The organism is Enterocloster sp., assembly GCF_057861365.1.
The window spans coordinates 60,956-82,582 of record NZ_DBMACH010000001.1 but is presented as its reverse complement, the minus strand read 5'-3'; the positions used below and the strand labels follow the sequence as shown (position 1 = coordinate 82,582).

Annotated in this window: 24 protein-coding genes; 4 read left to right on the top strand and 20 right to left on the bottom strand. The window is 46.7% G+C overall.

The annotated features are described in order from the left end of the window. Nucleotides 1-59: 59 nt before the first annotated feature. Complete coding sequence (locus tag ACZM6M_RS00415; protein WP_489489332.1) at nt 60-545, top strand: helix-turn-helix domain-containing protein; 486 nt, start codon at nt 60-62, stop codon at nt 543-545. A gap of 96 nt (nt 546-641) precedes the next feature. Here ACZM6M_RS00415 and ACZM6M_RS00410 read toward each other — a convergent pair whose 3' ends face one another. The 12 genes from ACZM6M_RS00410 to ACZM6M_RS00355 form a co-directional block, all read right to left on the bottom strand. Beyond that, the gene (locus ACZM6M_RS00410) at nt 642-1,730 is read right to left on the bottom strand and encodes an iron-containing alcohol dehydrogenase family protein (protein WP_484073851.1); all 1,089 of its coding nucleotides are present in this window, start codon (nt 1,728-1,730) and stop codon (nt 642-644) included. Between the two features lie 29 nt (nt 1,731-1,759). Beyond that, on the bottom strand, nt 1,760-2,530 hold the full coding sequence (locus ACZM6M_RS00405; RefSeq protein ID WP_418496403.1) for an SDR family oxidoreductase: 771 nt from the start codon (nt 2,528-2,530) through the stop codon (nt 1,760-1,762). Between the two features lie 168 nt (nt 2,531-2,698). Continuing rightward, the gene (locus tag ACZM6M_RS00400) at nt 2,699-3,373 is read right to left on the bottom strand and encodes an RpiB/LacA/LacB family sugar-phosphate isomerase (RefSeq protein ID WP_418496402.1); all 675 of its coding nucleotides are present in this window, start codon (nt 3,371-3,373) and stop codon (nt 2,699-2,701) included. Between the two features lie 33 nt (nt 3,374-3,406). After that, nucleotides 3,407-4,396 (bottom strand): aldo/keto reductase, encoded by a 990-nt coding sequence (locus ACZM6M_RS00395; RefSeq protein ID WP_417046113.1) that lies wholly within the window; start codon nt 4,394-4,396, stop codon nt 3,407-3,409. Nucleotides 4,397-4,401: 5 nt separating this feature from the next. After that, nucleotides 4,402-5,421, bottom strand: coding sequence for a 5-dehydro-2-deoxygluconokinase (gene iolC, locus ACZM6M_RS00390; RefSeq protein ID WP_417046112.1), 1,020 nt, complete (start codon nt 5,419-5,421; stop codon nt 4,402-4,404). Between the two features lie 10 nt (nt 5,422-5,431). Next, nucleotides 5,432-6,586 carry an iron-containing alcohol dehydrogenase gene (locus ACZM6M_RS00385; protein ID WP_418496401.1) on the bottom strand — a complete coding sequence of 385 codons (1,155 nt, stop codon included), beginning with the start codon at nt 6,584-6,586 and terminating at the stop codon, nt 5,432-5,434. 35 nt (nt 6,587-6,621) lie between these two features. Continuing rightward, on the bottom strand, nt 6,622-7,071 hold the full coding sequence (locus ACZM6M_RS00380; RefSeq protein WP_417046110.1) for a PTS sugar transporter subunit IIA: 450 nt from the start codon (nt 7,069-7,071) through the stop codon (nt 6,622-6,624). 11 nt (nt 7,072-7,082) lie between these two features. Further along, nucleotides 7,083-9,047: a BglG family transcription antiterminator gene (locus tag ACZM6M_RS00375; RefSeq protein ID WP_417301258.1), complete on the bottom strand. Its 1,965-nt coding sequence runs from the start codon at nt 9,045-9,047 to the stop codon at nt 7,083-7,085. Nucleotides 9,048-9,109: 62 nt separating this feature from the next. Beyond that, nucleotides 9,110-9,994 (bottom strand): class II fructose-bisphosphate aldolase, encoded by an 885-nt coding sequence (locus ACZM6M_RS00370; protein ID WP_417046129.1) that lies wholly within the window; start codon nt 9,992-9,994, stop codon nt 9,110-9,112. Between the two features lie 20 nt (nt 9,995-10,014). Beyond that, complete coding sequence (locus ACZM6M_RS00365; RefSeq protein ID WP_417046128.1) at nt 10,015-11,115, bottom strand: PTS fructose transporter subunit IIC; 1,101 nt, start codon at nt 11,113-11,115, stop codon at nt 10,015-10,017. A 28-nt stretch (nt 11,116-11,143) separates the two neighbouring features. After that, complete coding sequence (locus ACZM6M_RS00360) at nt 11,144-11,452, bottom strand: PTS fructose transporter subunit IIB (protein ID WP_417046127.1); 309 nt, start codon at nt 11,450-11,452, stop codon at nt 11,144-11,146. Between the two features lie 186 nt (nt 11,453-11,638). Next, nucleotides 11,639-12,541 (bottom strand): LysR family transcriptional regulator, encoded by a 903-nt coding sequence (locus ACZM6M_RS00355; protein ID WP_489489327.1) that lies wholly within the window; start codon nt 12,539-12,541, stop codon nt 11,639-11,641. A 169-nt stretch (nt 12,542-12,710) separates the two neighbouring features. Between ACZM6M_RS00355 and ACZM6M_RS00350 the strand changes: the two genes are divergently transcribed. From ACZM6M_RS00350 to trxA, 3 genes are read left to right on the top strand one after another with little or no spacing between them, the layout of a single operon-like run. Next, complete coding sequence (locus ACZM6M_RS00350; RefSeq protein ID WP_066545933.1) at nt 12,711-13,304, top strand: chromate transporter; 594 nt, start codon at nt 12,711-12,713, stop codon at nt 13,302-13,304. Continuing rightward, on the top strand, nt 13,301-13,885 hold the full coding sequence (locus ACZM6M_RS00345; protein ID WP_066545930.1) for a chromate transporter: 585 nt from the start codon (nt 13,301-13,303) through the stop codon (nt 13,883-13,885). Before ACZM6M_RS00350 ends, ACZM6M_RS00345 begins: the two co-directional genes overlap by 4 nt. Nucleotides 13,886-13,945: 60 nt before the next feature. Further along, entirely contained in the window at nt 13,946-14,305 is a 360-nt protein-coding gene (trxA, locus tag ACZM6M_RS00340) for a thioredoxin (protein ID WP_407408207.1), read from the top strand. Nucleotides 14,306-14,403: 98 nt separating this feature from the next. On the opposite strand, the gene ACZM6M_RS00335 is transcribed toward trxA, so the two are convergent. From ACZM6M_RS00335 to ACZM6M_RS00300, 8 genes are all read right to left on the bottom strand, one after another. Next, entirely contained in the window at nt 14,404-15,003 is a 600-nt protein-coding gene (locus tag ACZM6M_RS00335; protein WP_489489325.1) for a M48 family metallopeptidase, read from the bottom strand. 6 nt (nt 15,004-15,009) lie between these two features. Further along, nucleotides 15,010-15,822, bottom strand: coding sequence for an ABC transporter permease (locus tag ACZM6M_RS00330; protein ID WP_317438592.1), 813 nt, complete (start codon nt 15,820-15,822; stop codon nt 15,010-15,012). 18 nt (nt 15,823-15,840) lie between these two features. Continuing rightward, complete coding sequence (gene rfbC, locus ACZM6M_RS00325; protein WP_066545911.1) at nt 15,841-16,395, bottom strand: dTDP-4-dehydrorhamnose 3,5-epimerase; 555 nt, start codon at nt 16,393-16,395, stop codon at nt 15,841-15,843. Between the two features lie 122 nt (nt 16,396-16,517). Then, the gene (locus tag ACZM6M_RS00320) at nt 16,518-18,176 is read right to left on the bottom strand and encodes a DUF2142 domain-containing protein (RefSeq protein WP_489489323.1); all 1,659 of its coding nucleotides are present in this window, start codon (nt 18,174-18,176) and stop codon (nt 16,518-16,520) included. Nucleotide 18,177: 1 nt separating this feature from the next. Then, on the bottom strand, nt 18,178-18,582 hold the full coding sequence (locus ACZM6M_RS00315; protein ID WP_066545905.1) for a DUF2304 domain-containing protein: 405 nt from the start codon (nt 18,580-18,582) through the stop codon (nt 18,178-18,180). Nucleotides 18,583-18,619: 37 nt separating this feature from the next. Next, entirely contained in the window at nt 18,620-19,576 is a 957-nt protein-coding gene (locus ACZM6M_RS00310) for a glycosyltransferase family 2 protein (protein ID WP_296035662.1), read from the bottom strand. 20 nt (nt 19,577-19,596) lie between these two features. Then, nucleotides 19,597-20,892, bottom strand: coding sequence for a lipopolysaccharide biosynthesis protein (locus ACZM6M_RS00305; RefSeq protein WP_489489320.1), 1,296 nt, complete (start codon nt 20,890-20,892; stop codon nt 19,597-19,599). A 6-nt stretch (nt 20,893-20,898) separates the two neighbouring features. Further along, nucleotides 20,899-21,609 carry a glycosyltransferase family 2 protein gene (locus tag ACZM6M_RS00300; protein WP_489489319.1) on the bottom strand — a complete coding sequence of 237 codons (711 nt, stop codon included), beginning with the start codon at nt 21,607-21,609 and terminating at the stop codon, nt 20,899-20,901. Nucleotides 21,610-21,627: the final 18 nt, after the last annotated feature.

Sequence of the window (21,627 nt, the reverse complement as noted above, 5' to 3'; positions counted from 1 at the left end):
TGATATGATACCCTCAAGTAAGACACTAAAATATATAAAAACCTACTTGGGGGTATTTTATGTCCGGAAAAAATAAGGGAATTAGAAAGGGGGCATCGTTTTCGCTAATACATAAATTATGTGAATATCAGGCAGTCAGGAAACTGGCTGAAACAAAAGGATATCCGGTCAGACAGATGTGTCGCTGCCTTGGGATCAGCCGTTCTGCCTATTATCATTGGCTGAGGTATCCGAAGGGTGAAAGCGAGCATAAAAATAAACCGATTGTAGATTTGATCAAAAGGATTCATCACCTCCAGACAGATATGGGATACCGACAAATCCGTGATGATAATGCCCTTATAATGGATACGTTTGACGAGGCGGTGTTTTCAGAACCGGATGCGCATCCGCTTTTTCATTCGGATAGAGGATTTCAATATACAAGCCCGGCGTTTTGCAACCATCTGAAAAAGCACCCTATGAAACAGAGTATATCCAGAGTGGCACACTGTGTTGATAATGATCCAATGGAATTCCATGAACTCGCATTGCAGGCAGCGTAAAAATACCGCCAGCCAGTTACTGGCTGACGGAAGAAAAATTATTATTTTTCATTGTCTTCCTGATGGGTAGCACACCACTATCGTGTACCGAAAATTTTAATGTGCAGCAGGAAAAACCTCAAGTTTCTGCATTGCATTTCGTATATCATCTGCATTCACCGGATAAGGCGTATGTGTCAGTTCCTGATTCGCCATGGTCACACTGAGAATATCATTCATGGGATCCTCCTTTTCCAGTTCCAGATCCGCCAGGCATACCGGAAGACCAATCGCCTGATGAAATTCATAAACGTTTGAAAGTTTTTCAAAATCTTTATCCAGCATCAGACTGACCAGCGTCCCGTAAGAAACAACCTCCCCATGCAGATGATTTTCCTCAATATGTTTTCTGCTGGTCAAACCATAAAATAATGCATGGGCAATTCCTCCATTGTAATGTGGGTGAACAGACACAGAAACAATTCCCGGAGAAATTACAATATTTAAAATTACATTTTCCAGTTCCTCTGTCACCTGCTTCTTTTCCAGATCATGCAGGGCCTTCTCACCATCCCGCAGCATCGGATAGAAACACATGCTTCCAGATGTAATGCCCAGTTCACTTCCATAGTCCAGCCGCTCCCCTGCTTTTGCAGACCACTGAGATTCCACAAATTTTGCCATGGCATCTCCGATTCCGGCCCGGAAATAGCAAACAGGTGCCTCCAATATCACTCTGGGATCAATAAAGCAGTGAACCGGAACCTGAGCCAACCGTGGGATATCGCAAAAAGAACCATCCTCATGATACATTATACTGATTTTGGTGATTGGAGCACAGTTAGAAGCAATTGTCGGAATTGTAAAAACAGGTTTGCCCAAATGGTCTGCTGCCAGCTTCACCGTATCCAGACACTTTCCTCCGCCTACAGCAAGCAGCATATCCGCCTCTCTTACACATGGATCTTCTGTAATCCGTTCTGCATTCCTATGGGTCGCTTCATGACCATAGAGCACAGTCCCTGTTACTGACAGTTCCGCCTTTTCCAAAGCCGGTAAAATGTACTGACTGGAGGCCTTCCACGCCCGCTCTCCATGGATCACCGCTACACGATTCCCAAATTTCCCCATTTCATTTTTAAATCCATCAAAAGCAGTTTCTCCGATCGTAAACTGCGGTAAATAAATGGATGCTGCAACTGACATGTATCATTTCTCCCCTCATGTTTGTATAATTATTTTACCAGATATCCACCGTCTACCGGAATGATCGCACCGTTCAGATAATCAGACGCTGAAGATGCCAGGAAAACGCATGGTCCCTTCATATCTTCCGGAGTTCCCCAGACATGAGCGGGAATCCTGTCTGTAATTTCTTTATATCTTGGATTTGTCTTATCAGTCAATGCGGTATTCATTTCTGTATCCATATATCCTGGCGCTAAAGCATTGACCTGAATCCCTTTTCCAGCCCATTCATTACACAATGCCTTTGTCAATTGCGCCACTCCGCCCTTTGACGCCGCATATGCCGGAACAGTATAACCGCCAAAAAAAGACAGCATCGACGCAATATTTATAATTTTTCCGCCACTTTTCTGTTCCATAAACTGGCGCCCTGCCATCTGACAAAGCCGGAATACTGCATTCAGATTGATATTTATTACAAATTCCCAGTCCTCATACGGAAATTGCTCTGAAGGATGGCGCTTCTGAACACCTGCGCCATTCACAAGGATATCCAGATGACCGCCTAATTTTTCTACGGCTGACTGAAAACCACACTCTAAACTCTCTGCATCTCCGAGATCTGCACGAACTCCCCAACAGGAAAATCCCTGATACTTCAGTTCCTGTACCGTCTGCTCTGTGCGCGGATTGATATCAATAATGCACACCTCTGCACCTGCCTGCATCAATCCTTCTGCCATCCCGCGTGACAGTCCCTGTGCTCCCCCTGTTACGATTGCTTTCTTTCCTGTCAGATCCGTAAAATTTTTTATCATGATAATCTCCCCTTAAATATCTGCCGTGAAAACACAAATTTGCATTTTTCATAAAACAGACGGGAGCCTATGCGCCCGGCTTTTCTGGTGCAATAGATCCCCCGTCATGATGTGTATCTGCTGCTGAGAAAACATCTGTGAAAACAATCGCGCCTTACAGAATGCTTTTTATTTCATTGCTGCAATCCTGTCCACAAACGCCTTCAGTTCATCATCCTTGCAGCCTGCATAGAAACAATCCAGAAAACGCGGGATCATACATTCTTTTACAAGCTGTACATCCACAGCATTTAATGCGTCCAGAAGCGGTCTTGCAACCTGTTTTTTCATATCAAACAGCAGAGTTGCATTTCTGTTCTGTGCCTCTTTCCTGCCATCTGGATATCCCATTCCCTTGGGAGATCCAAATGCTCTGGCAAAAATATTGTTTAAATTCAGTTCTGCTCCCCACCCAAATCCCTTCGCATAGGGAATTGATAATGCATTACCGTTATTGATCTGTAAAAAGAGATATGCATCTGTCGGTTCAATACAGTATCCGCATACAACGCCTGGATACATATTCAAAGACATCAGGGCTCCCTGTCCGGTACCGCAGCCGGTGATGACAAAATCAACTGCTCCGGAATTCAAAAGCAGAGCTGCCTGGATTCCTAAATGCAGATAAGTCAAACGGGGATTTTCTTCTGTGTATGCTTCCGGTACGTCTTCGGTACTTAACGGAACTTCCATAGCCGCATTATAAACTTCATGCCCCATTGGCTCTACTACTTTTTTCAGTTCATTTACAATAATATTGTTCTTTGGCGCCTGACTGAATTCGTTTAAAACTGCAATTTTCATATCGTTTTCCTCACTTTTATTATTTTCATAAAATTACTGTTGTTTTCTCACTGCGTCTGCATCCTGCTTCATCCGCTCAAAGTCCTCTTTTGAAAGGGCAATATCAAGCGAGCTGGCAATATCCTCAATCTGAGAAACCTTTCTTGCGCCGCAAAGCACATTGATATTTGACGAAAGCATGGAATTCCATTTTATACAGAGGTTCGCCAATGTACACTGATATTTTTCCGTCAGGTCCTTCCATCCGGCCAGCATCCCATTCACTCTGCGTATATTTTCTGGACGCCACCATGTTTTCCCATCCCGCACTTCTCCCGGTTTCGGAACATAATTATCAGATGCTTTTCCTGCCAAAAGCCCCTGTTCAATAGGGGAGTATGTCTGAAGCATGATGCCGTGCTCTTCACAGAAAGGAAGCAATTCTTCGCTCTTGCGGTCTAAAATGCTCAGCTTTTCCTGAATCACATCCAATTGTCCCGCGCGAATATAATCCTCTAAAATCTGCAAATCAGTATTAGATGCGCCAATCGCACGGATCTTTCCCTCCTGTTTCATTTTCAGGAGTTCTTCCATCGTCTCTTCTATCGGAACCAGTCCGTAGGTTTTGCACTGCCAGTGTGTATAATAGACATCCACGTATTCCGTTCCCATGGTCTTTAAGCTGAGTTCCAGATCACGCCTGATGGCCTTTGGCGCAAGGTCTCGCCGTACGGCGTGTCCTTCTTTCATAAAATGAAGCTCTCCGCCGTCGTCATACCACTGAATCCCGCACTTTGTAGAAAGAATCATTTTCCTGCGCGGTAATAATTTCAGTGCTTTTCCGACTACCTCCTCACTGTGTCCAAACCCATATACCCTGGCGGTATCAATCCAGTTTACACCCAGCTGTACTGCCCGGCATATGGTATCAATGGATATCTGGTCATCATTGTTTCCCCACCATTCTCCTCCTCCAATGGCCCAGCACCCCAAAGACAACGCACTGGCTTCCAGTCCGGATTTTCCTATCATTTTCTTTTCCATATTTGTCACTCTACTCTCGCAACCATATCGCCATATTGTTCCTTTTCCCTGCGGATGAACTCCTGAAGAGCCGAAAGCACAGGCATGTCTGCACTGCAGCCATGAGATGCAACCAGCATGGAGGCAGACGCAGAACCAAGTTCCAGACAGTCCATAATTTCATATCCCTGAAACAGGCCATAGAGGAAACTGGACGCATATCCATCACCTCCGCCGAACCCCTTCAGCGCCTCTACCGGAAACGGACGGATCGAATAGGATTTTCCATCCCCGGTATAAGCTGTTGAGCCTGATTTTCCATGTTTGATTACTACCACTGATGCACATTGAGAACTCCAGTATCTGGCAGTTGACTCATCCGTTCCATCCAGACCAAGAAAGCGTTCCGTTAAGTCATATTCTTCTCTGGAGCCCAGAATCACATCGCTTTCTCTGGCTACACATGAATAATACAACGCAATCTCGTCCATGTTCTTCCAGTTGTATGCGCGGTAATCAATATCAAAAATGATCCGAACCCCATTTTTTCTGGCCAGATATACTGCTTTTAATGCAGCCTCTCTGGACGGGCAGGCCGCCAGAGCAGTGCCTGATATCAGAACCGCTTTTGCCTGCCTGATATATTCCTCATCAATATCTTCCGGGCTAAGCGACAGATCTGCAATACCATTCCGATACATCAAAATACTGCTTTCCTCATGGCTCAGGATTTCTGTAAAGGTAAGCCCAAGGCTCTCTCCGTTCTCACATGTTTTCACATGAGATACGTCAATTCCCTCCCGCTTAAAATAATCTGTTACAAATTCTCCAAACCTGTCATCTGACACCCTGGCAAAAAAACCGCATTTTTTGCCAAGCCTGGACAATCCCACCGCAATGTTCGCCGGCGAACCGCCCACATACTTTTTAAAAGTCTCACTCTCTGCCAGAGTTTTATAATAATCTAAAGGATTAAAGTCAATGGCAATACGCCCCAGCAGAATCAGATCTAATGGCTTTGATTCATCAAATGTTATATACTGCATAGTTTCCTCCTTATTGCCAGAGCTTTCGGTAAAGCCTCTCCAGGGCATCTGCATCCAAATTCCTTCGGGTATTGGAAGGGCTTCCTGAGGCCATTGCATCGGAAGCCATTTTGGGAACTGACTCCATAAAACAATCCCGATCGATCCCATATTCTTCCAAAGTCGGAATCTCTATATCATGCAGAAGCATTTCTACCTGAGAAAGCAGTTTCTCACAGGCTGTATCCCTTGTTTCCTCCGCTCCGGCAAAGCCGCAGGCTACTGCAATTGCTCCAAAGCGTTCCCTTGCTCCCTCTGCCGCATACTGAAGACATATATTCAGAAGCATTGCATTAGAAATTCCATGGGGAACATGAAACAGCGCCCCAATCGGTCTGCTCATGCCATGAACCAAAGTCACCGAGGAATTGTTAAATGCAATCCCTGCTTCCAATGCAGCCAGTGACATCTGGATCCGTGCATCCTCATGATCTCCCTGCTCCCATGCAGTTCTCAGGTTATCAAAAATCCTTCGGCATGCAGAAAGTGCAAATGTATCCGACAAAGGCTGCGCCTTTTTGGAAGTATAGGCCTCGATCGCATGAGTCAATGCATCTATGCCGGTTGCTGCGGTAATTTTGGGCGGCACCGTCATGGTAAACTGCGGATCGATAACTGCCAGATCCGGAATCAGAGACGGCCCTTTCAAAAGCATCTTTACCTGCGTTGCGCGGTCTGTAATGATCGTAAACTGGGTTGCTTCTGATCCTGTTCCCGCAGTTGTCGGCACTGCTGCCATAAAGGGAAGCGGCTGATCTATATTCATACCCATATAATCAATTGGATTCCCGCCGCACACAGCCAGCATCGCAATTGCTTTCATGGCGTCTACAGGGCTTCCGCCTCCCAGTCCTATCAGAAAATCACAGTTTTCTTTTTGGTAGCAGAGCAGCCCCTCCTTTATCATCCCATCATCCGGCTCTCCATAAATCCCCGAAAACACAGCATATGCAATCTTTTTTTGATCCAGTATATCCGTGACTTTTTCTAAATTCCCAAGTTTTTCCATTGTTGGATCTGTTACGATCAGCGCCTTTTTTCCAACAGCAGGAAGCAGTTCTCCCGCTGCTTTCAGAGCCCCTCTTCCACTGATAATTTTCCCCGGCATCATAAATGAAGCTGCCATAGTATGTTCTCCTTATCTGCTGAAACGTTCCAGCTCTATGAAAATGCCTCAACCAACTCTTCATAGGTAGAAGCATTCTGCAGTTTTTTCATTATTTCATCATTTCCCAGCTTTCCGGCCAGCTCTGCGATCAGTTTCAAATGATCCTTAGCCCCTTTGCTGTCTGATGGAACCGCAAATAAAAAAAACAGTTGGGAAGGTTCTCCGTCATAGGACTCCCATTCAATCCTCTCTCTGGTTCTCCCCACAGCAATCCCCACCTGATCTACATAATCAGATTTTCCGTGAGGAATCGCCACATGTCCTCCAATTCCTGTAATCCCTTCACTTTCACGCAGATATACATCCCTGATATATCCTTCCAGATCCTCTACATATCCCGCGGCCTTTAACAGCCCTGCAAGATGACGGATAACACCATCCTTATCTATCGCATCCATGTCTAAGTCAATCACACGTTTATCCAGGATTTCTTTTACTGCCATACTGCTTCTCCTCACTTTATAAAATACTGATATAACTCAAATGCAGAGTTCTTGGTCTTCATCGCCGCCAGCGTTTCATCGTCATCTGTCAAACGAAGGAAATCCTTATAAAACTGTTTCGTCCGCTTTACCTCAAAATTTGACGTCATTTTTACTGCCAGTAAAAACACTACATCGACCATATCCTCATACCATGGAATCGGCGTATCCAATATAGCTACCGCGATCCGTGGCTCATTAATCTCTGCCATATTTCCATGGGGAATTGCAACACCCCGTCCGATACAGGTTGTTGTAGCCCGTTCCCGGTCAAACACACTGGAAAGGTAATTAGGCGTAACATCCCCTTTTTCTTCCATCTTTTTTACCATCATAGTAATGAGCTCATCTTTATCTGTTATCTTCGGATGAATAAAAAATAAATCCACTTCAAACAACTGATGGCATAAACTGCTGAAATGAAATTCCGGTTTTTCTCTATAACTGAAGATATGCTTCGCCTTTTGACGAACCAGCTTAACAGCCTGCTCATTCAAACGGCCTCCAACACAAACAACCCGCTCGTCATCCACTTCCATATCAGACATATTGATAATAATATCTCTATCCCTGTACATAGCTAAAGAAAAATCATGAGAACCCGCTACCTGAATATCTGAGATTTCTGGAATATTGTATTTTACCATCTCCACAGCCAGCTGACTGGACGCCAATCCCTTATCGCTCAATAAAAGGGCTGTAAGCGGGAATCCTTTCTTCTGCCTTATAATCGCTGCCTGAATATAAAGTGCAATCCCCGCCAGTTCATCTTCCGTCACCTGAATATCATAATATTCTTCAAACAGATTGCTGGTCGACCAGGTAGCAAGAAATGTCTGCTTATACTCCTCTTTCACATATTTGCTTATATTGTTTCCTGCTGCTGTAGAATACTTCATTCTAAAAATCGCTGATCTCATATGCAAAAGAAGACTTTCCTGCAAAATTTCATCATCCGACAGATCGACTGCTAAAACAGTACCGATCATATCGATAACCATTTTCACAAATTTCTCTAAATCCCTGTCATACTTTTTTGTATACTCACGATTCTGAAGCCCTGTAAAGCTCTTTATTTTTTTTGCAGTCAGAAGGAGAATTGCCAAAATCATTACATCTTCTTCCGAAATGCCGATCTGGTATACTTTTTCAATTCTCTGGTAGATCGACTCTGCAAACGAATATTCATTATGATTCTGAATATCCTCCATATCAGCCGGAGACAACCCCATATTTACCGAACCGTTCCTGGCCAGTGAAAGACAGGTCATGAGCCAGACCATTTTAAATGAATTGTCCGCCAGTTCGATTCGCCATGCGTTTTCCGCCTCCACAATGATCCGCCAGATGCGCGATGTATCAATCCGCGGCGCAAATGTTTCAAGCAGCGCATCCCATGCTCCAGGCATCATATCCATCATATAATCCCGTATCGCAATCCGAAAGCTGTATTCACTTCCCTCAAGGCAAAAGCCTTTTCTGCGCATGGAAACAATCTTAAGACCGCGTTCCTCAAACCAGCAGGAAACCTCTCTTAAAAGCTTTCCTACAGTAGGCGAGCTTAAATACAAACTGTCTGCTATGTACTGAAGTGTCGTTATCTCTCCGGGCTTCAGTTTTAAAAGAGTCCCTATCAGCTGTTTTTTACTGTCATTCATGGAAAACTCGCAAGGCAGGCTGCCATTTCCGTCCAGATATTTCTCCAGATTTTGTCTTTCCTCTTCACTGCACTCCAGCCAGATCCCTGCTCCCTGCCTTTTTTGAATTTTCCCAAAACCATTCTGTTCCATCCAGCCATTGATCTCATTCAGTCTGGTCCGAACTGTTTTTTCAGATAATCCCACCTTACTGGCAATTTCTAACGTGGTATAGATTTTCTCATTCAAAAGACAGTTAAGTATCCGATTATTGTAAAGTAAATTTTTATCCTGCTTCATCTATCCACCATAACCCATCTTCGCCTGTAAGACTGTAAGCCCGAAATCCCGGGCTTACCCATTTATTCGCGGCTTTTTGACACAGCCTCTCCGTATATATAACGTCCGCTGGAACCAATTACCTTCATATATGCCTTTACAAACTGCTTTACACTTTCCTCTGCCGCCATACATAAGTGCAAATAATCAAGTTTTGGATCCTCCTGCAAAGCATTCACCATCCCCTGCTTTGCTGCCTCAAATGCATCTGTTGCAACATTGATCTTGTTAATGCCTCCTGCAACTGCCTTCTTTAAATTTTCTTCTCCAGAACCGGAGCCGCCATGCAATACCAGAGGCATCTTTAATGTCTCCTTCAGAAGATGCAGACGTTCAAAATCCAATTTGGGAATTTTTCCCTTTGGATATGCACCATGTGCCGTTCCAATCGCCACGGCCAGAGCATCCACACCGGTTCTTGTCACAAAATCCAGTGCCTGATCTGGGTTAGTATACAGATCTACATCCGTATCATCAGAGGCAGCTGCCTGACCCACATGTCCCAGTTCCCCCTCTACAGAGCAGCCTGCTCCGTGAGCCAGAGCGCTGATGATCGCACTTCTTTTGACGTTCTCCTCATAAGGCAGAGAGGAACCGTCGAACATTACATTCGTAAAGCCTGCATTGATACAGTCTGTGATCACATAAAAATCTGAACCATGATCCAGATTCAGCGCCACCGGTACATGAACTCTAGCAGCCAGTTCTCTGACAATCGGAATCATTTCCTCCATATGAGCGTGATTTTTCATCTGACCAGGGCCAAACTGGATGATAATCGGAGAATGCTCCTCTTCCGCCGCCATAATGCCGCCTCTTGCCATTTCAATGTTGATGCTGTTCATGGCCATAACGCCGTAATAATTCTTATTTGCATCATCAAGAATTGTTTTCATAGATACCAGCATAATCTTATCCTCATTCTTTCTTATATAATGTTAATGTCCAGATCAATATCCACATTTTCTTCCTCAACAGTCTCAGGAGTCTTATCCTTTTTCAGGAACGCATAAGCAATGCCTGTTGCCATAGAACCTGCAAACAGAGCTGCCATAAACATTCCGGGATTTGTCATCATCGGTACTACAAAAATCCCGCCATGACCTGCTACTGATTCACATCCAGCTCCTACTGCAATCGCACCTGCTACTGCAGAGCCTAACATACTGCACGGAATAAATCTTGCGGGGTCTGCCGCTGCAAAAGGAAGTACACCCTCTGTGATAAAGCACAGTCCCATCGGAAGAGCCGTTTTGGCAGTTTCAAGTTCTGTCTTCGTAAATTTATTCTTTTTGATCAAAGTTGCAATAAAAAGTCCGATAGGCGGAGTCATGCCGCCAATGATCTTTGCACACATCGGTCCGTTTATTCCATCTGCACCCAATGCATTTGCCGCCATAGATGCCGTCTTATTAACAGGACCGCCCATATCAAATCCCATACACGCGCCGATTACCCCTCCAATAACAGATTTTGCTCCGCCGTTTAAGGAGATGATCCACTTCTGGAACACATCCATGATCCAGGCCAAAGGAATAGAAAATACGCACAGGAATATCATGCCGCATACAAGCGTTGACAACACCGGAATGAACATAACAGGCATGAGACCCTCGCACCACTTCGGCAGCTTCCAGGTCTTCATCCAGTTAACAAACCAGCCGATGATAAATGCCATCAGCAGTCCGCCCAAAAATCCGGCTTTCGACTGCGCTGAACAATAGCCAATCACAAGACCTGGTACAATGCCTGGACGTCCTGCAATTGAATATGACACACCGGCTGTCATAACAGCCACTGCAAAATCCATTGCATAAGAACTCAGCTTATTTACACCCCACCAGAATCCAACCCATGTGAACGGATTTAAATTAGAAAATGGAGTAGCTCCTGCTTCTACCGCACTGCCAATGTTCCAGCCTCCAAACGCTTTTGCAAGTGCACCTAAGATACCTCCTGCTACAACGATCGGGATCATGTAGGAAATACCGGTCATAACATGTTTCATCGCATTTCTTTGTTTTGCCATTATCGTTTTCCCCCTATTGTATGCAATTCTATTTTCCCAACTTTTCGTGAATTTTGCTTATAACTCCCTTAGGCGATTTCATAACTGTGCTGATCGGGATTTCCACAACAGCCTTTCCCTTAAATCGCTCCTTATTCACCCGGATATCTGCAGATATAAGAATCACATCTGCATCCCTGATTTCATCTGGAGTCAGTTCATTCTCTACCCCAATAGATCCCTGTGTTTCTACTTTTATACTGTCTCCCAGCTCCTTTGCTGCATTTTCCAGCTTTTCTTTTGCAATGTAGGTGTGGGCAATCCCCGCAGTACATGCTGTGATAGCTAAAATTTTCATATAAAAGCCTCCTCTCTTTTGATGTATTTACAATAACATCTATTTCCTCCAAATAGTAAACATATTGCGGCAAATAGTTACGGTAATTTTTGCCAAATCATCAAAACACCATCTGAATTCATTCATTTATTTGTGTATCTTTATCAAAAAAACTGATGCCGGAGATTAACTTCAGCACCAGCTTTGTCAATAGCCTGATGTATTATCTTTTCCTTCTTCCTCCCCCACCGCCAGCCCAATCAAAGCCCGGGCCTCCTTTGTCAGGAATTTATTCTTATGGTAAATAATGGAAAACTTCCGTGACAGTGCAAGCCCTCTTATAAAAAACTCCTGAATCTGCCCGCTCTCAAGGCTGTCCCGAACCAGATAATAAGGAAGAAGCGACAAGCCCAGACCGGCTTTTACCCCTTCCAGCACCGCCTCATTGCTGACGCTCTCCCATAAGGGCTTCACAGAAATTTCCCCTGCTGCCAGAATCCCGTCCAGAACCTCTCGCCCCGCGCTGCCCCGCTCCCGCAGGATCAGATCCTGTCCTGCCAGCTCTTCGGCCGATTTTAAGGTATGCCCTGCAAACGGATGGGCCGGAGGGCAGATAAATACCAGCCGATCGCCGGGAAAGGTCCTACAGTGGATATAGGGACTGTGAACCATTCCCTCAATGATACCGATATCGATCTGATTTTCAAGCAGCTTCTGCTCAATGGCCTCTGAATTTCCCACCGCCGCCTGTACGGTCAGCGACGGAAAACGTTCCTTCAGCTCCCTGATATATCCGGGAAGCAGGCAGGAGCCGATGGTAATGCTGGTACCGATCCGCAATTCTTTCGCCGCCTGGCCACCTCCCACCCCCTGCTCCATCTCGTCAAAAAGCGCGATAATATGTCTGGCATATTCCAGGGCCTGCCGCCCGCTGTCTGTGAGATACAAACGGCGTGAAATACGGTCAAAGAGCCGAACTTTGTAATGCTCCTCCATCTCTGAAACAGCCAGACTGATAGCGGGCTGGGCAATATAGAGTATCTGGGCTGCCGCAGTCATGCTTCCTGTCTCGCAGACCGTGACAAAAATCCTTAAATGACGCAGCGTCATGATCCTTCTCCTTTCTTTCACTGATTCGTATATTCATAATATTTTCATTATATATATTATAATATTATAGTATTTTACATATGTATCTGCAAGGCGTATAGTAGGAATGCCGGATGGATTTTCCGGCAAAATAACCGGGAATACTTCCCGTTTTAAAAGGAGTTCACCCATGGAAGCTGTATCCCATCATGAAAAGCGGTCTGTCATCTTAAAAAAGCTTTTTATTTCTACCTTTTATCTCAGCGCCTTTACCTTTGGCGGCGGCTATGTAATTGTAACACTGATGAAAAAAACCTTTGTGGATCAGTACCACTGGATCGATGAGGAAGAGATGCTGGATCTGGTAGCCATTGCCCAGTCCTGCCCCGGCGCCATCGCAGTCAACGGGGCTATCGTGGTAGGCTACAAGCTGGCAGGCCTTCCCGGAGTCATGACCTCCGTTCTTGCAACGGTCATCCCTCCCTTTGCCATCCTTTCTCTGATTTCACTCTGCTATGCCGCCTTCCGCTCCAATCAGTATGTGGGCTGGATGTTAAACGGAATGCAGGCCGGAGTAGGAGCCGTAATCATGGAGGTAGTCTGGGAAATGTCCTCTGGCATTATAAAAGAAAAGCAGACAGTTCCCCTTCTTGTCATGGCCGCGGCCTTTATTGCCAACTACTTCTTCGGCGTCAGCGCCATTATCATTATCCTGCTGTGCATCGGCCTTGGTATCGTCACTACCTTAAGCCGTGAAAAACAGAAGAAAGGCGGTTCCTTATGATCTATTTACAGCTCTTTTTAAGCTTTCTGCAGATTGGCGCCTTCAGCTTCGGCGGCGGCTATGCGGCAATGCCTCTGATCCAGAATCAGGTAGTACAGCTTCATCCCTGGCTTTCCCAGTCCGAATTTACGGATCTGATCACCATTTCCCAGATGACCCCCGGCCCGATCGCAGTCAATTCCGCAACCTTTGTAGGCACCCGCATTGCCGGAGTTCCCGGAGCGCTGGCAGCTACCATCGGCTGTGTGCTCCCTTCCTGCATTCTTGTAACGATTCTGGCAAAAATTTACTTAAAATACCGAAGTTTAAGCCTTCTTCAAGGCATTTTAAAATCCCTCCGTCCTGCCGTAATCGCCATGATCGCAGCTGCCGGAGTCAGCATTCTGGTTACCGCATTCTGGGGAAATGACATTTCCTCCCTCCATCTGGATGCCATTCTCTCCAGTACAAATATAAGAGCTGTGGGAATCTTTCTGCTTTCCCTGATTCTTCTTGCAAGATTCAAAATGGATCCCATCCATGTGATGCTTCTTTCCGGAGGGGCGGAAGTTGTCATGCAGCTCATTATGAAGCTTCTGTAAATATTTTTTCTGTTTCGTGACTTTTATCACATAAAAAGAGGGGCGGCTGTGGTATCCTATATACAACAGAAAACGAATTCACATTTACAGGAGGTAATATATATGGCACTTTCACATCTCACATCCGCTGATTTCGACCAGGCAGTAAATGCCGGTGACGACGTAGTAGTCGTTGATTTCTTTGCAACCTGGTGCGGTCCCTGCAAAATGCTGGCTCCCGCAGTAGAACGCATGGCAGAGGTTCATCCGGAGGTACATTTCTACAAGGTAGACATTGATGAAGAAATGGATCTGGCATCCCGTTTCGGAGTCATGAGCGTTCCCACCCTTCTCTACTTCAAGAGAGGAGAGATCGTAAATAAAACCGTAGGACTCATTTCTCCTGCTGATCTGGAAAATGCCATTGCCAAATCCAAATAAACCATAAACACATAAGAGGATTGAACCCTTCGCTGCGATATCTGTCAAACGAAGCATTCAATCCTCTTTTATTGTCCTGCAGCCGGAAATCAGGGTACCTACACGTATCCTCCAAATTCTTTCAGCCACTTTCTTCTCTTCTCATAATCGGGAAGCACATTCTTTACTTCTGCCCAAAACTTCCGGGAATGGTTCATCTCCTTTCGGTGAGCCAGCTCATGAACCACCACATAATCCAGAACCTCCGGTGGCATCAGCACCAGCTTCCAGTGGAAATTTAAATTCCCCTCACTGCTGCAGCTTCCCCAGCGTGTTTTGGCGCTGCGGATGGAAATCCGCCCATAGGTTACTCCCATCAAAGCCGCAAAATACGCAATCCTCTGCCCAATCCGCTCCCGTGCCTTCCTGCGGTAAGCCGCCTCAAGCTTTGGATCTTCCTCATAGTCATGTGGAAATACCTGAGCCAGATTTCGTCTCTTTGTTTCCGAATCGAACCATTTCTTCAGAATCCATTCCTGCCGGGTTCGTACAAACTCCATCAGCGCTCCTTCCGAAATGCCCTCCGGCGCACGGATGATCACCTGACCATCCGTCTTTATCTCCAGTGCCAGACTGTGGCGTCGGGAATAGACCACCTGTGCCTCGATCGTTCCTTCCCGCTCTCCCTGTCTCCAGCCAATCCCTATCTTTCCTATCATATCCGCTTACAGAACATCGGAAAAATGAGGCCTGAGCTTTTTAAACATCTTAAGTCCGCAAAGAAGTACGATCAGGGTGAAGGCCCAGTAATACAGCGTCAGCTTCGGCCGCTCCCAGAACCAGTTGCCTGTAATCATGCTGTCCTTGTATCCGGTGACGATATAGTAAAAAGGATTCAGTTTAAAAATCGGTTCCATCCAGGGCATACGGTCTGTAAACATAGATTCATGATACATAATGGGGCTGAGCCAGATGCCAAACTGCAGGCAGATTCCCACGATCTGAGCCATATCCTTGAAAAATACATTGACAGAAGCTGTAAAATATCCCAGTCCCAGCGCCAGCACAGAGGCTGCAAAGGTATAATAGAGAACCTGGATCCAGGTAACGCGCACCGGCATCCCGGCGATCAGGTACATTCCCGCCATGATCAGCACGAAAAAGGCATGGACCAGCAGACAGGAAATCAGCTTGATGATCGGCAGGATCTCTACTTTGAAAACCACCTTTTTGACCAGATAGCTGTATTCCTGAAGACAGCCCGTTCCTGTGTTTAACGCCTCGCTGAAAAAGAACCAAGGTACAATGCCCGGAACCAGCCATGCCACATAGCTGACTCCAGGAACAGGCGGCGGAGACTTAAAACCGATTCCGAAAATCACCGCATAAATGACTACGGTCACAATGGGCTGAATAAACATCCATACAATACCGAAGTAAGAACCCACGAACCGTTTTCTGAAATCAGCCTTTCCAAGATCCCATATGAGCTTTCGCTTTGTAATAATCTCCTTTAACAGAGAAACTGCATAATTCATAATCCGTATCCTTCACTGTCAGAATTTAAAGGTATCCTTAAGACCGCTCCATTTCTTATCCTTCTCGGAAATGATCAGCTCCATTCCCGGCTCGATAGGCCACTCTACGCCGATCTCAGGGTCGCTCCAGAGAAGGCCGCCCTCATCGCCCGGATGATAGAAGTCTGTGCACTTGTAGGCAAACTCCGCCTCATCGGAGAGAACCAGAAAACCGTGTGCAAAGCCCTCCGGAATGTAAAACTGCTTCTTGTTTTCAGCAGATAAGGTCACGCCGAACCACTTTCCATAGGTTTTGGAATCGGAACGCAGGTCTACGGCAACGTCAAAGACCGTTCCCCTTACCGCACGTACCAGCTTGCCCTGAGGATACTGCTTCTGGAAATGAAGGCCCCTTAAAACGCCTTTTACGGACATGGACTGATTGTCCTGTACAAAGGTCATATTAAGGCCTGCTTCCTTAAAGTCATTCTGGTTATAGGTTTCCATAAAATAGCCTCTCTCATCCTTAAAAACCGTAGGCTCAATTACATAAAGTCCTTCAATTTCACATGTTGTCACTTTGATCTTTCCCATGATTCTTTCTCCTTCTTTCATCCATCCTGAGTCATTCAGCAGCCCGAAAGCCGCTTTTCCACATCTATCAGGAAATTTTACCACGTTATCCACAAGGGTGCAACTGTTTATGCTGCTTCTCTCTAAAGCCGCAGGCACACCACCGCAAAAATCCGCACCGCCACATACAGATCCATCATCATCACCGCATAAAGCAGCCCTCTGTCGTCGCTTCCCGTCCGTACCACCCGGCTGCTGCGGAATGTAAGCAGAACCGCCGGAAGGAAGGGCAGCAGATATCTTCCCTGAACGCCTTCAATCATGGACGCGCTTCTGGGAGTCCAGGCTAACAGCATGGAAAACATCAGCGCCCCTAAAAGCAGCAGCGCCAGAAACCAGATCCACAGCCTGTTTCCTGTGGAAAACATCACTTCTTCTCCCGGCTTTTTTAACGCCAGCACCACTAAAATGGTACACAGAGCCAATATGATCACGGTCGGTGTATTTAAAACAGGATCCTGATTTCCCAGAGAGCCGCCGATCATTCCTTCAAACAGCTGCGTTCCCTTCCACGCCAGCGTGTCATAACACATTTTCAGCACATGAAGAGGACGGTGGAGCAGCTCCGCAAAGGTATATCCCGTCTCTCCGGCCCAGGCAATATAGCTGTCCTCTGCCTGAGTATACATGGAAACGGTTCCCAGATTAACTGCAGCCATGGCTGCCGCAAAGGCTCCCAGCACCCCTGCCGCAGAAGCCGTCCACCGGCCCCAGCCCCCAAACTTTTTCACCGGGATCAGAAGGCACAGCCCCGCGATCACTCCGTATACCATCTTGCAGGGTCCCATGACTGCCAGTAAAAATGCCAGAAGAACCACATCTTTCCATTTTACCCTATCCGCCTTATAGGCTAAATCCATGCAGACTGCCGTAAAATACCCGCAGAAGGCCGTAATCAGCACATCATACGATAAAGAAGACACCAGATGGAGGTTCATGGGCAGCAGATATACGGCAAATACGGCTGTCTTTCCAAAGGGAAGCCGCCTTAAGGTCAAAAAGCCTGTGGCTGCAAAAAAGAGCAGATTAAACAGACGTCCCAGATACAAAAGGATCAGGCTTCCAAGTCCCAGAAGCCTTGCAAGGACAAAACCAAGAGCCTGAGGCCAATAGGCCAGCGGAGTGGTCCGCACAGAAAACTGATAGGAGCTTGCCATCTGACCCGCGCCCTGAGAAGAAGAACTTTGAACGTTCTCCCGATGAACAGCTTCGTTTTCACCGGAACGTTCTTCATGGATCCGCCTGTAGGTTTCTTCTGTCAAGCTCTGTCCTAAAATCACGGGCTTTTCATCCCCGCCCTCAGCACTTCCGTCATCTGCCAGCACATCCGCCACATCTTCAAGCCAGGCGTCCTCCGGCCGGATCTGGATCAGCCCCTTTTCATTGACCGAAGGAAGCCCCATCAGACGATTGGAACACTCATAGGCGCTGATATAGTGGCTTACCTCATCGGGCGCAGAAAGAGGCGGGAGCACTAGGGAATAAATCCCGCCCAGACACAGCACCGAAACCGCAAACAGGGCTTCCAGCGTCATTTTCCTGCGGATAAACAGCTCATACCCCAGAAAAACCGCCGCTGCAAGCACCAAAGCCCCAAGCCCTGCATACCAGCCAAACAGCCAGGTATTTCCTGTTTCTGTCACAGAGGCTTTCAGATCCAGGCTGTGCCACAGCAGGAAAAACAGCAGCGCCAAAGGCCCGGCCGCCCACTTATTCCCCAAAATATTCCCTTTTTTTTCCATATTACTGCACCTGCTCCGAAACAGTCCCGGCCGTCCGCCTTTCATCTCCGTCCTTCATTTCCTCTTCCTCCTCTTTGAACCGCTTTTCAAGAGCCATCTTCTGTATCAACTCCCTCTGGCGGCTTTCCAGCTGGGAAATATGGACCGTCATACTGAAAAGCTTTACGATCAGCAGAAAGATCATAAACAGAAACAGAAAATTCGTTGTGGCATAGATTCCCAAAAGTCTGGCGCAGAAATCTGCCACAGAGGGAAAAACGGCGAAAACCACCAGCATAAGAGCCATGATCACCCAGAAAAGGGCAGCTTCAATCTCCATTTTTGCCTGCCGTATCTTCCTCATCATAAATGTCATGGTAAATACTGATACAAAAATCAATGCAACACGAAGCATAACTGTCATCATCAAAAACCCCGCTTTCCAGGCCTGTCCTCACGCCCTTTTACGCTCTGTCACAGGCCTTTTTCCAGTATTCCCGGTTCATGGTAAGCTTTAAGATCAGCCACTTTGGCAGCAGCCGGTAACATTTTCCTGCCCGGTAACCCAGAAATTTAAAACCACTCTTTACCACCAGTCCCGGCACCAGCCAGGGCTTTCCCCGGCGGATCAGAAAATGGGCTGTGGATTTCACCAGACGGATTCCCTCGCTTTCCGACCGCACGCAGCCAAAGAGCTCCGGATGGTCTGCCTGAGACACCGCCAGATCGAAATTGCGTTTAAACTGCTGCCTGCAGTTATAGTTGTGGGAATGGATCACACGGGCGCCGGCAGCATAAGCCACTGCGTAGTCATCCTGCAAAAGGGCCTTTCCCGCAAAAATCATATCCTCATTAAAAATCGTCCTGCGGATAAAGCCGCCCTGAAACCAGAATTTCTCCCGGTCATAAGCGCAGCACACATTAGAGGCAAAAAAGGTCTTGATTCCCATTTGCTCCAGATCTGCCCTTGTCTTTACACAGCTTTCCTCCGGGTAATTAAAGCTCCTTGTATACCGCTCTGCCAAAGGGCAGTCCTTATCCGGGAGCTGTCTCGCATAAGCCATGATCACAGCCTCTCCCTCAGGTCCTCTCTGTTCAAAGGCCTTCACCAGCGCCTCGATCAGGTGTTCATCTGCAGGGACCGCATCATCTGTCATAAATACCACAATGTCTGCCCGGCTGAAGCGCATTCCTCTGTTTCTGGTCTCTCCGTGGTCAAATTCCTCTTTTGTCAGATGGTGAACCTCCAGGTTTTTAATTCCCTCAAACCCGTGTTCATTCCAAAATGATTTCTCCGTATTCATCACGATGATCTTCCCCACAGGCCAGGTCTGGCGCTGCAGCATTTTCAAAAGTCTTGAAAATTTCTTTCCCGGTTTATAAGTGGGGATCACCACATCCACCTTTTTTCTATCTTCCATAGGCCCTCCTTATTAAACACTCACTTTTTCAGCCCGATTGCCGTACAGATGCCAAAGCCTGCGCAAAGGCCCGCCATAAGAAGCAGATAGCACAGTGCGCCTCCGCCGATCCCAAAGGCTCCTACCAGAGCGCCTGATAAGACCGCTGCTGCCAGAGCGCCTGCGCCGTATACGAAAAATACGGTTTTCTGCCTGCGCATAATCACCAGAGCATAGTACATCAGATTGGCAAAGGCATAAAAACCGCCTCCCAGCACGATTCCTGTAAATGCCCAGAAATGTGCCGTCAGCACGCCCGGATCCCCTCCCATGATCTGCTCCATCACAGAAAGAACCCATTTTCCCAGACATAAGGTTCCTCCCACTGCCAGCACCGTAAGACCGGCAATCACCGCGCTGATCCTTTTAAGGGTATTAAAAAAAGCCCTCCTGTCATCCTTCCCCCAAAATTCTGTCAGGACGGTCAGATAGGGGCGGATCACAAAATTCGCTACCATATAGATAACAGAGGTAGGCATAAAAATCAAGTTAAAATACCCGGAAGCCGCATTGTTCATCCTGGCGTCAATGGCGTACTTGGCAGAGGAAAAGATATAAAAATCAAGAAATACAGACACAAAGAGAAAGCCTGTGCTTAAAAACAGTTTTCTGTACTGTCCCTTTTTTGCCTCCCATTTCACAGCGGAAAGAGCATGGATCACATCCAGATTAAAAAGGATGACTCCTCCGATCTGGGCCGCTACTGCTGCCAGACAAGCCAAAAGCAGGTTTTCAAAGGCAGCCAGTATGACCGTAAAGACAGATACGGAAAGAATGGTTCGGAAAAAATTGGATTTTCCCGTCAGATACAGGCTTCCCTGGCGCTGAAACTCCGATTCATACACGTCCGCGTATCCGTCAATCACCTTATAGACCACCAAAAGGAGCAGAATGGTGCATTTTTCTCCATTATAATCACCGACTCCCCGAAGATACGCCCCGTGACGGATCATCATAAACACAGCTCCGGCAGCCAGAGCGATCAGGCAGGTTATATTTCTGTGCTCCCTGTAATCTCCAAAGGTATATTCGCCGGCTCCGTCTGTAATGTGGAAGGGGCGGATGCCAAAATAGGCTACTAAAAACAGCTGCTGGCCCAGAGTCGAAAAGCCGAAGGAAAAAATTCCTCCCTGTTCTTCTCCTGCCAGCCGGATTACAAGAAAGGATAAAACCATGCTTGCAAATGCATAGACAAAGCTTCCTGCAATATTCCATACCACATTTGCCCGGTTTATATGATCCCCCTTATATAACAGAGCCTGCGTCATCCGTTTCATTCTCATTTATCCTTTCGTTTTTGCATCCTGCTGCCGTTTCCTGAAATTCTGGATCACCAGAATGGATAAGAGCATACGAACCATATATTTTACAGCCGTAACCGGCTTAAGATAGCTTTCCCCGGCAGTCCGGTCATCAATCGTCACCTGAACCTCAGCCACTCTGGCCCCCTGGTGGATCAGGAAGGAGATGGTATCCGGCTCAGGCCCGTAGTTCAGATTGAGGGCAAATTCCCCGATCATTTTCCGGTTAAACAAACGCATGCCGGAGGTCGGATCCTTTATGTGTGCCCCCGTAGTCAGCCGGACTGCCGCGCCGATGATACGGCTGCCCAGCATGCGAAAAGACCAGTCTTTTTTCTCTGTCACAAACCGGGAACCGATCACAATATCGTAGCCCTCGTCCATCTTCTCTCTCATGGTTTTAATAAATTCCGGACGGTGCTGCCCGTCTCCGTCAAACTGGATCGCATAGCGGTAGCCCTTTTCCCAGGCGTATTTCATCCCGGCCTGAAAACAGCCGGCCAGTCCCAGATTGACCGGAAGATCCAAAAGACGGTAGCCCCGTTTTCTGCAGATCTCTGCAGTCCGGTCCTTAGAGCCGTCATTGACTACGATATAGTCAAGCTCCGGAAAACTTTCTGTAAGCTGATCTACCACCCGCTCTATATTCTTTTCCTCATTATATGCCGGTATTACAAGCAGCACCTTATCCATCTGTGTCATCCTCTTTTT

Coding starts and splice junctions, on each gene's coding strand:
- ACZM6M_RS00415 (WP_489489332.1), top strand. CDS start 60: ATGTCCGGAAAAAATAAGGGAATTAGAAAGGGGGCATCGTTTTCGCTA.
- ACZM6M_RS00410 (WP_484073851.1), bottom strand. CDS start 1,730: ATGTCAGTTGCAGCATCCATTTATTTACCGCAGTTTACGATCGGAGAA.
- ACZM6M_RS00405 (WP_418496403.1), bottom strand. CDS start 2,530: ATGATAAAAAATTTTACGGATCTGACAGGAAAGAAAGCAATCGTAACA.
- ACZM6M_RS00400 (WP_418496402.1), bottom strand. CDS start 3,373: ATGAAAATTGCAGTTTTAAACGAATTCAGTCAGGCGCCAAAGAACAAT.
- ACZM6M_RS00395 (WP_417046113.1), bottom strand. CDS start 4,396: ATGGAAAAGAAAATGATAGGAAAATCCGGACTGGAAGCCAGTGCGTTG.
- iolC (WP_417046112.1), bottom strand. CDS start 5,421: ATGCAGTATATAACATTTGATGAATCAAAGCCATTAGATCTGATTCTG.
- ACZM6M_RS00385 (WP_418496401.1), bottom strand. CDS start 6,586: ATGGCAGCTTCATTTATGATGCCGGGGAAAATTATCAGTGGAAGAGGG.
- ACZM6M_RS00380 (WP_417046110.1), bottom strand. CDS start 7,071: ATGGCAGTAAAAGAAATCCTGGATAAACGTGTGATTGACTTAGACATG.
- ACZM6M_RS00375 (WP_417301258.1), bottom strand. CDS start 9,047: ATGAAGCAGGATAAAAATTTACTTTACAATAATCGGATACTTAACTGT.
- ACZM6M_RS00370 (WP_417046129.1), bottom strand. CDS start 9,994: ATGCTGGTATCTATGAAAACAATTCTTGATGATGCAAATAAGAATTAT.
- ACZM6M_RS00365 (WP_417046128.1), bottom strand. CDS start 11,115: ATGGCAAAACAAAGAAATGCGATGAAACATGTTATGACCGGTATTTCC.
- ACZM6M_RS00360 (WP_417046127.1), bottom strand. CDS start 11,452: ATGAAAATTTTAGCTATCACAGCATGTACTGCGGGGATTGCCCACACC.
- ACZM6M_RS00355 (WP_489489327.1), bottom strand. CDS start 12,541: ATGACGCTGCGTCATTTAAGGATTTTTGTCACGGTCTGCGAGACAGGA.
- ACZM6M_RS00350 (WP_066545933.1), top strand. CDS start 12,711: ATGGAAGCTGTATCCCATCATGAAAAGCGGTCTGTCATCTTAAAAAAG.
- ACZM6M_RS00345 (WP_066545930.1), top strand. CDS start 13,301: ATGATCTATTTACAGCTCTTTTTAAGCTTTCTGCAGATTGGCGCCTTC.
- ACZM6M_RS00335 (WP_489489325.1), bottom strand. CDS start 15,003: ATGATAGGAAAGATAGGGATTGGCTGGAGACAGGGAGAGCGGGAAGGA.
- ACZM6M_RS00330 (WP_317438592.1), bottom strand. CDS start 15,822: ATGAATTATGCAGTTTCTCTGTTAAAGGAGATTATTACAAAGCGAAAG.
- rfbC (WP_066545911.1), bottom strand. CDS start 16,395: ATGGGAAAGATCAAAGTGACAACATGTGAAATTGAAGGACTTTATGTA.
- ACZM6M_RS00320 (WP_489489323.1), bottom strand. CDS start 18,176: ATGGAAAAAAAAGGGAATATTTTGGGGAATAAGTGGGCGGCCGGGCCT.
- ACZM6M_RS00315 (WP_066545905.1), bottom strand. CDS start 18,582: ATGATGACAGTTATGCTTCGTGTTGCATTGATTTTTGTATCAGTATTT.
- ACZM6M_RS00310 (WP_296035662.1), bottom strand. CDS start 19,576: ATGGAAGATAGAAAAAAGGTGGATGTGGTGATCCCCACTTATAAACCG.
- ACZM6M_RS00305 (WP_489489320.1), bottom strand. CDS start 20,892: ATGAAACGGATGACGCAGGCTCTGTTATATAAGGGGGATCATATAAAC.
- ACZM6M_RS00300 (WP_489489319.1), bottom strand. CDS start 21,609: ATGGATAAGGTGCTGCTTGTAATACCGGCATATAATGAGGAAAAGAAT.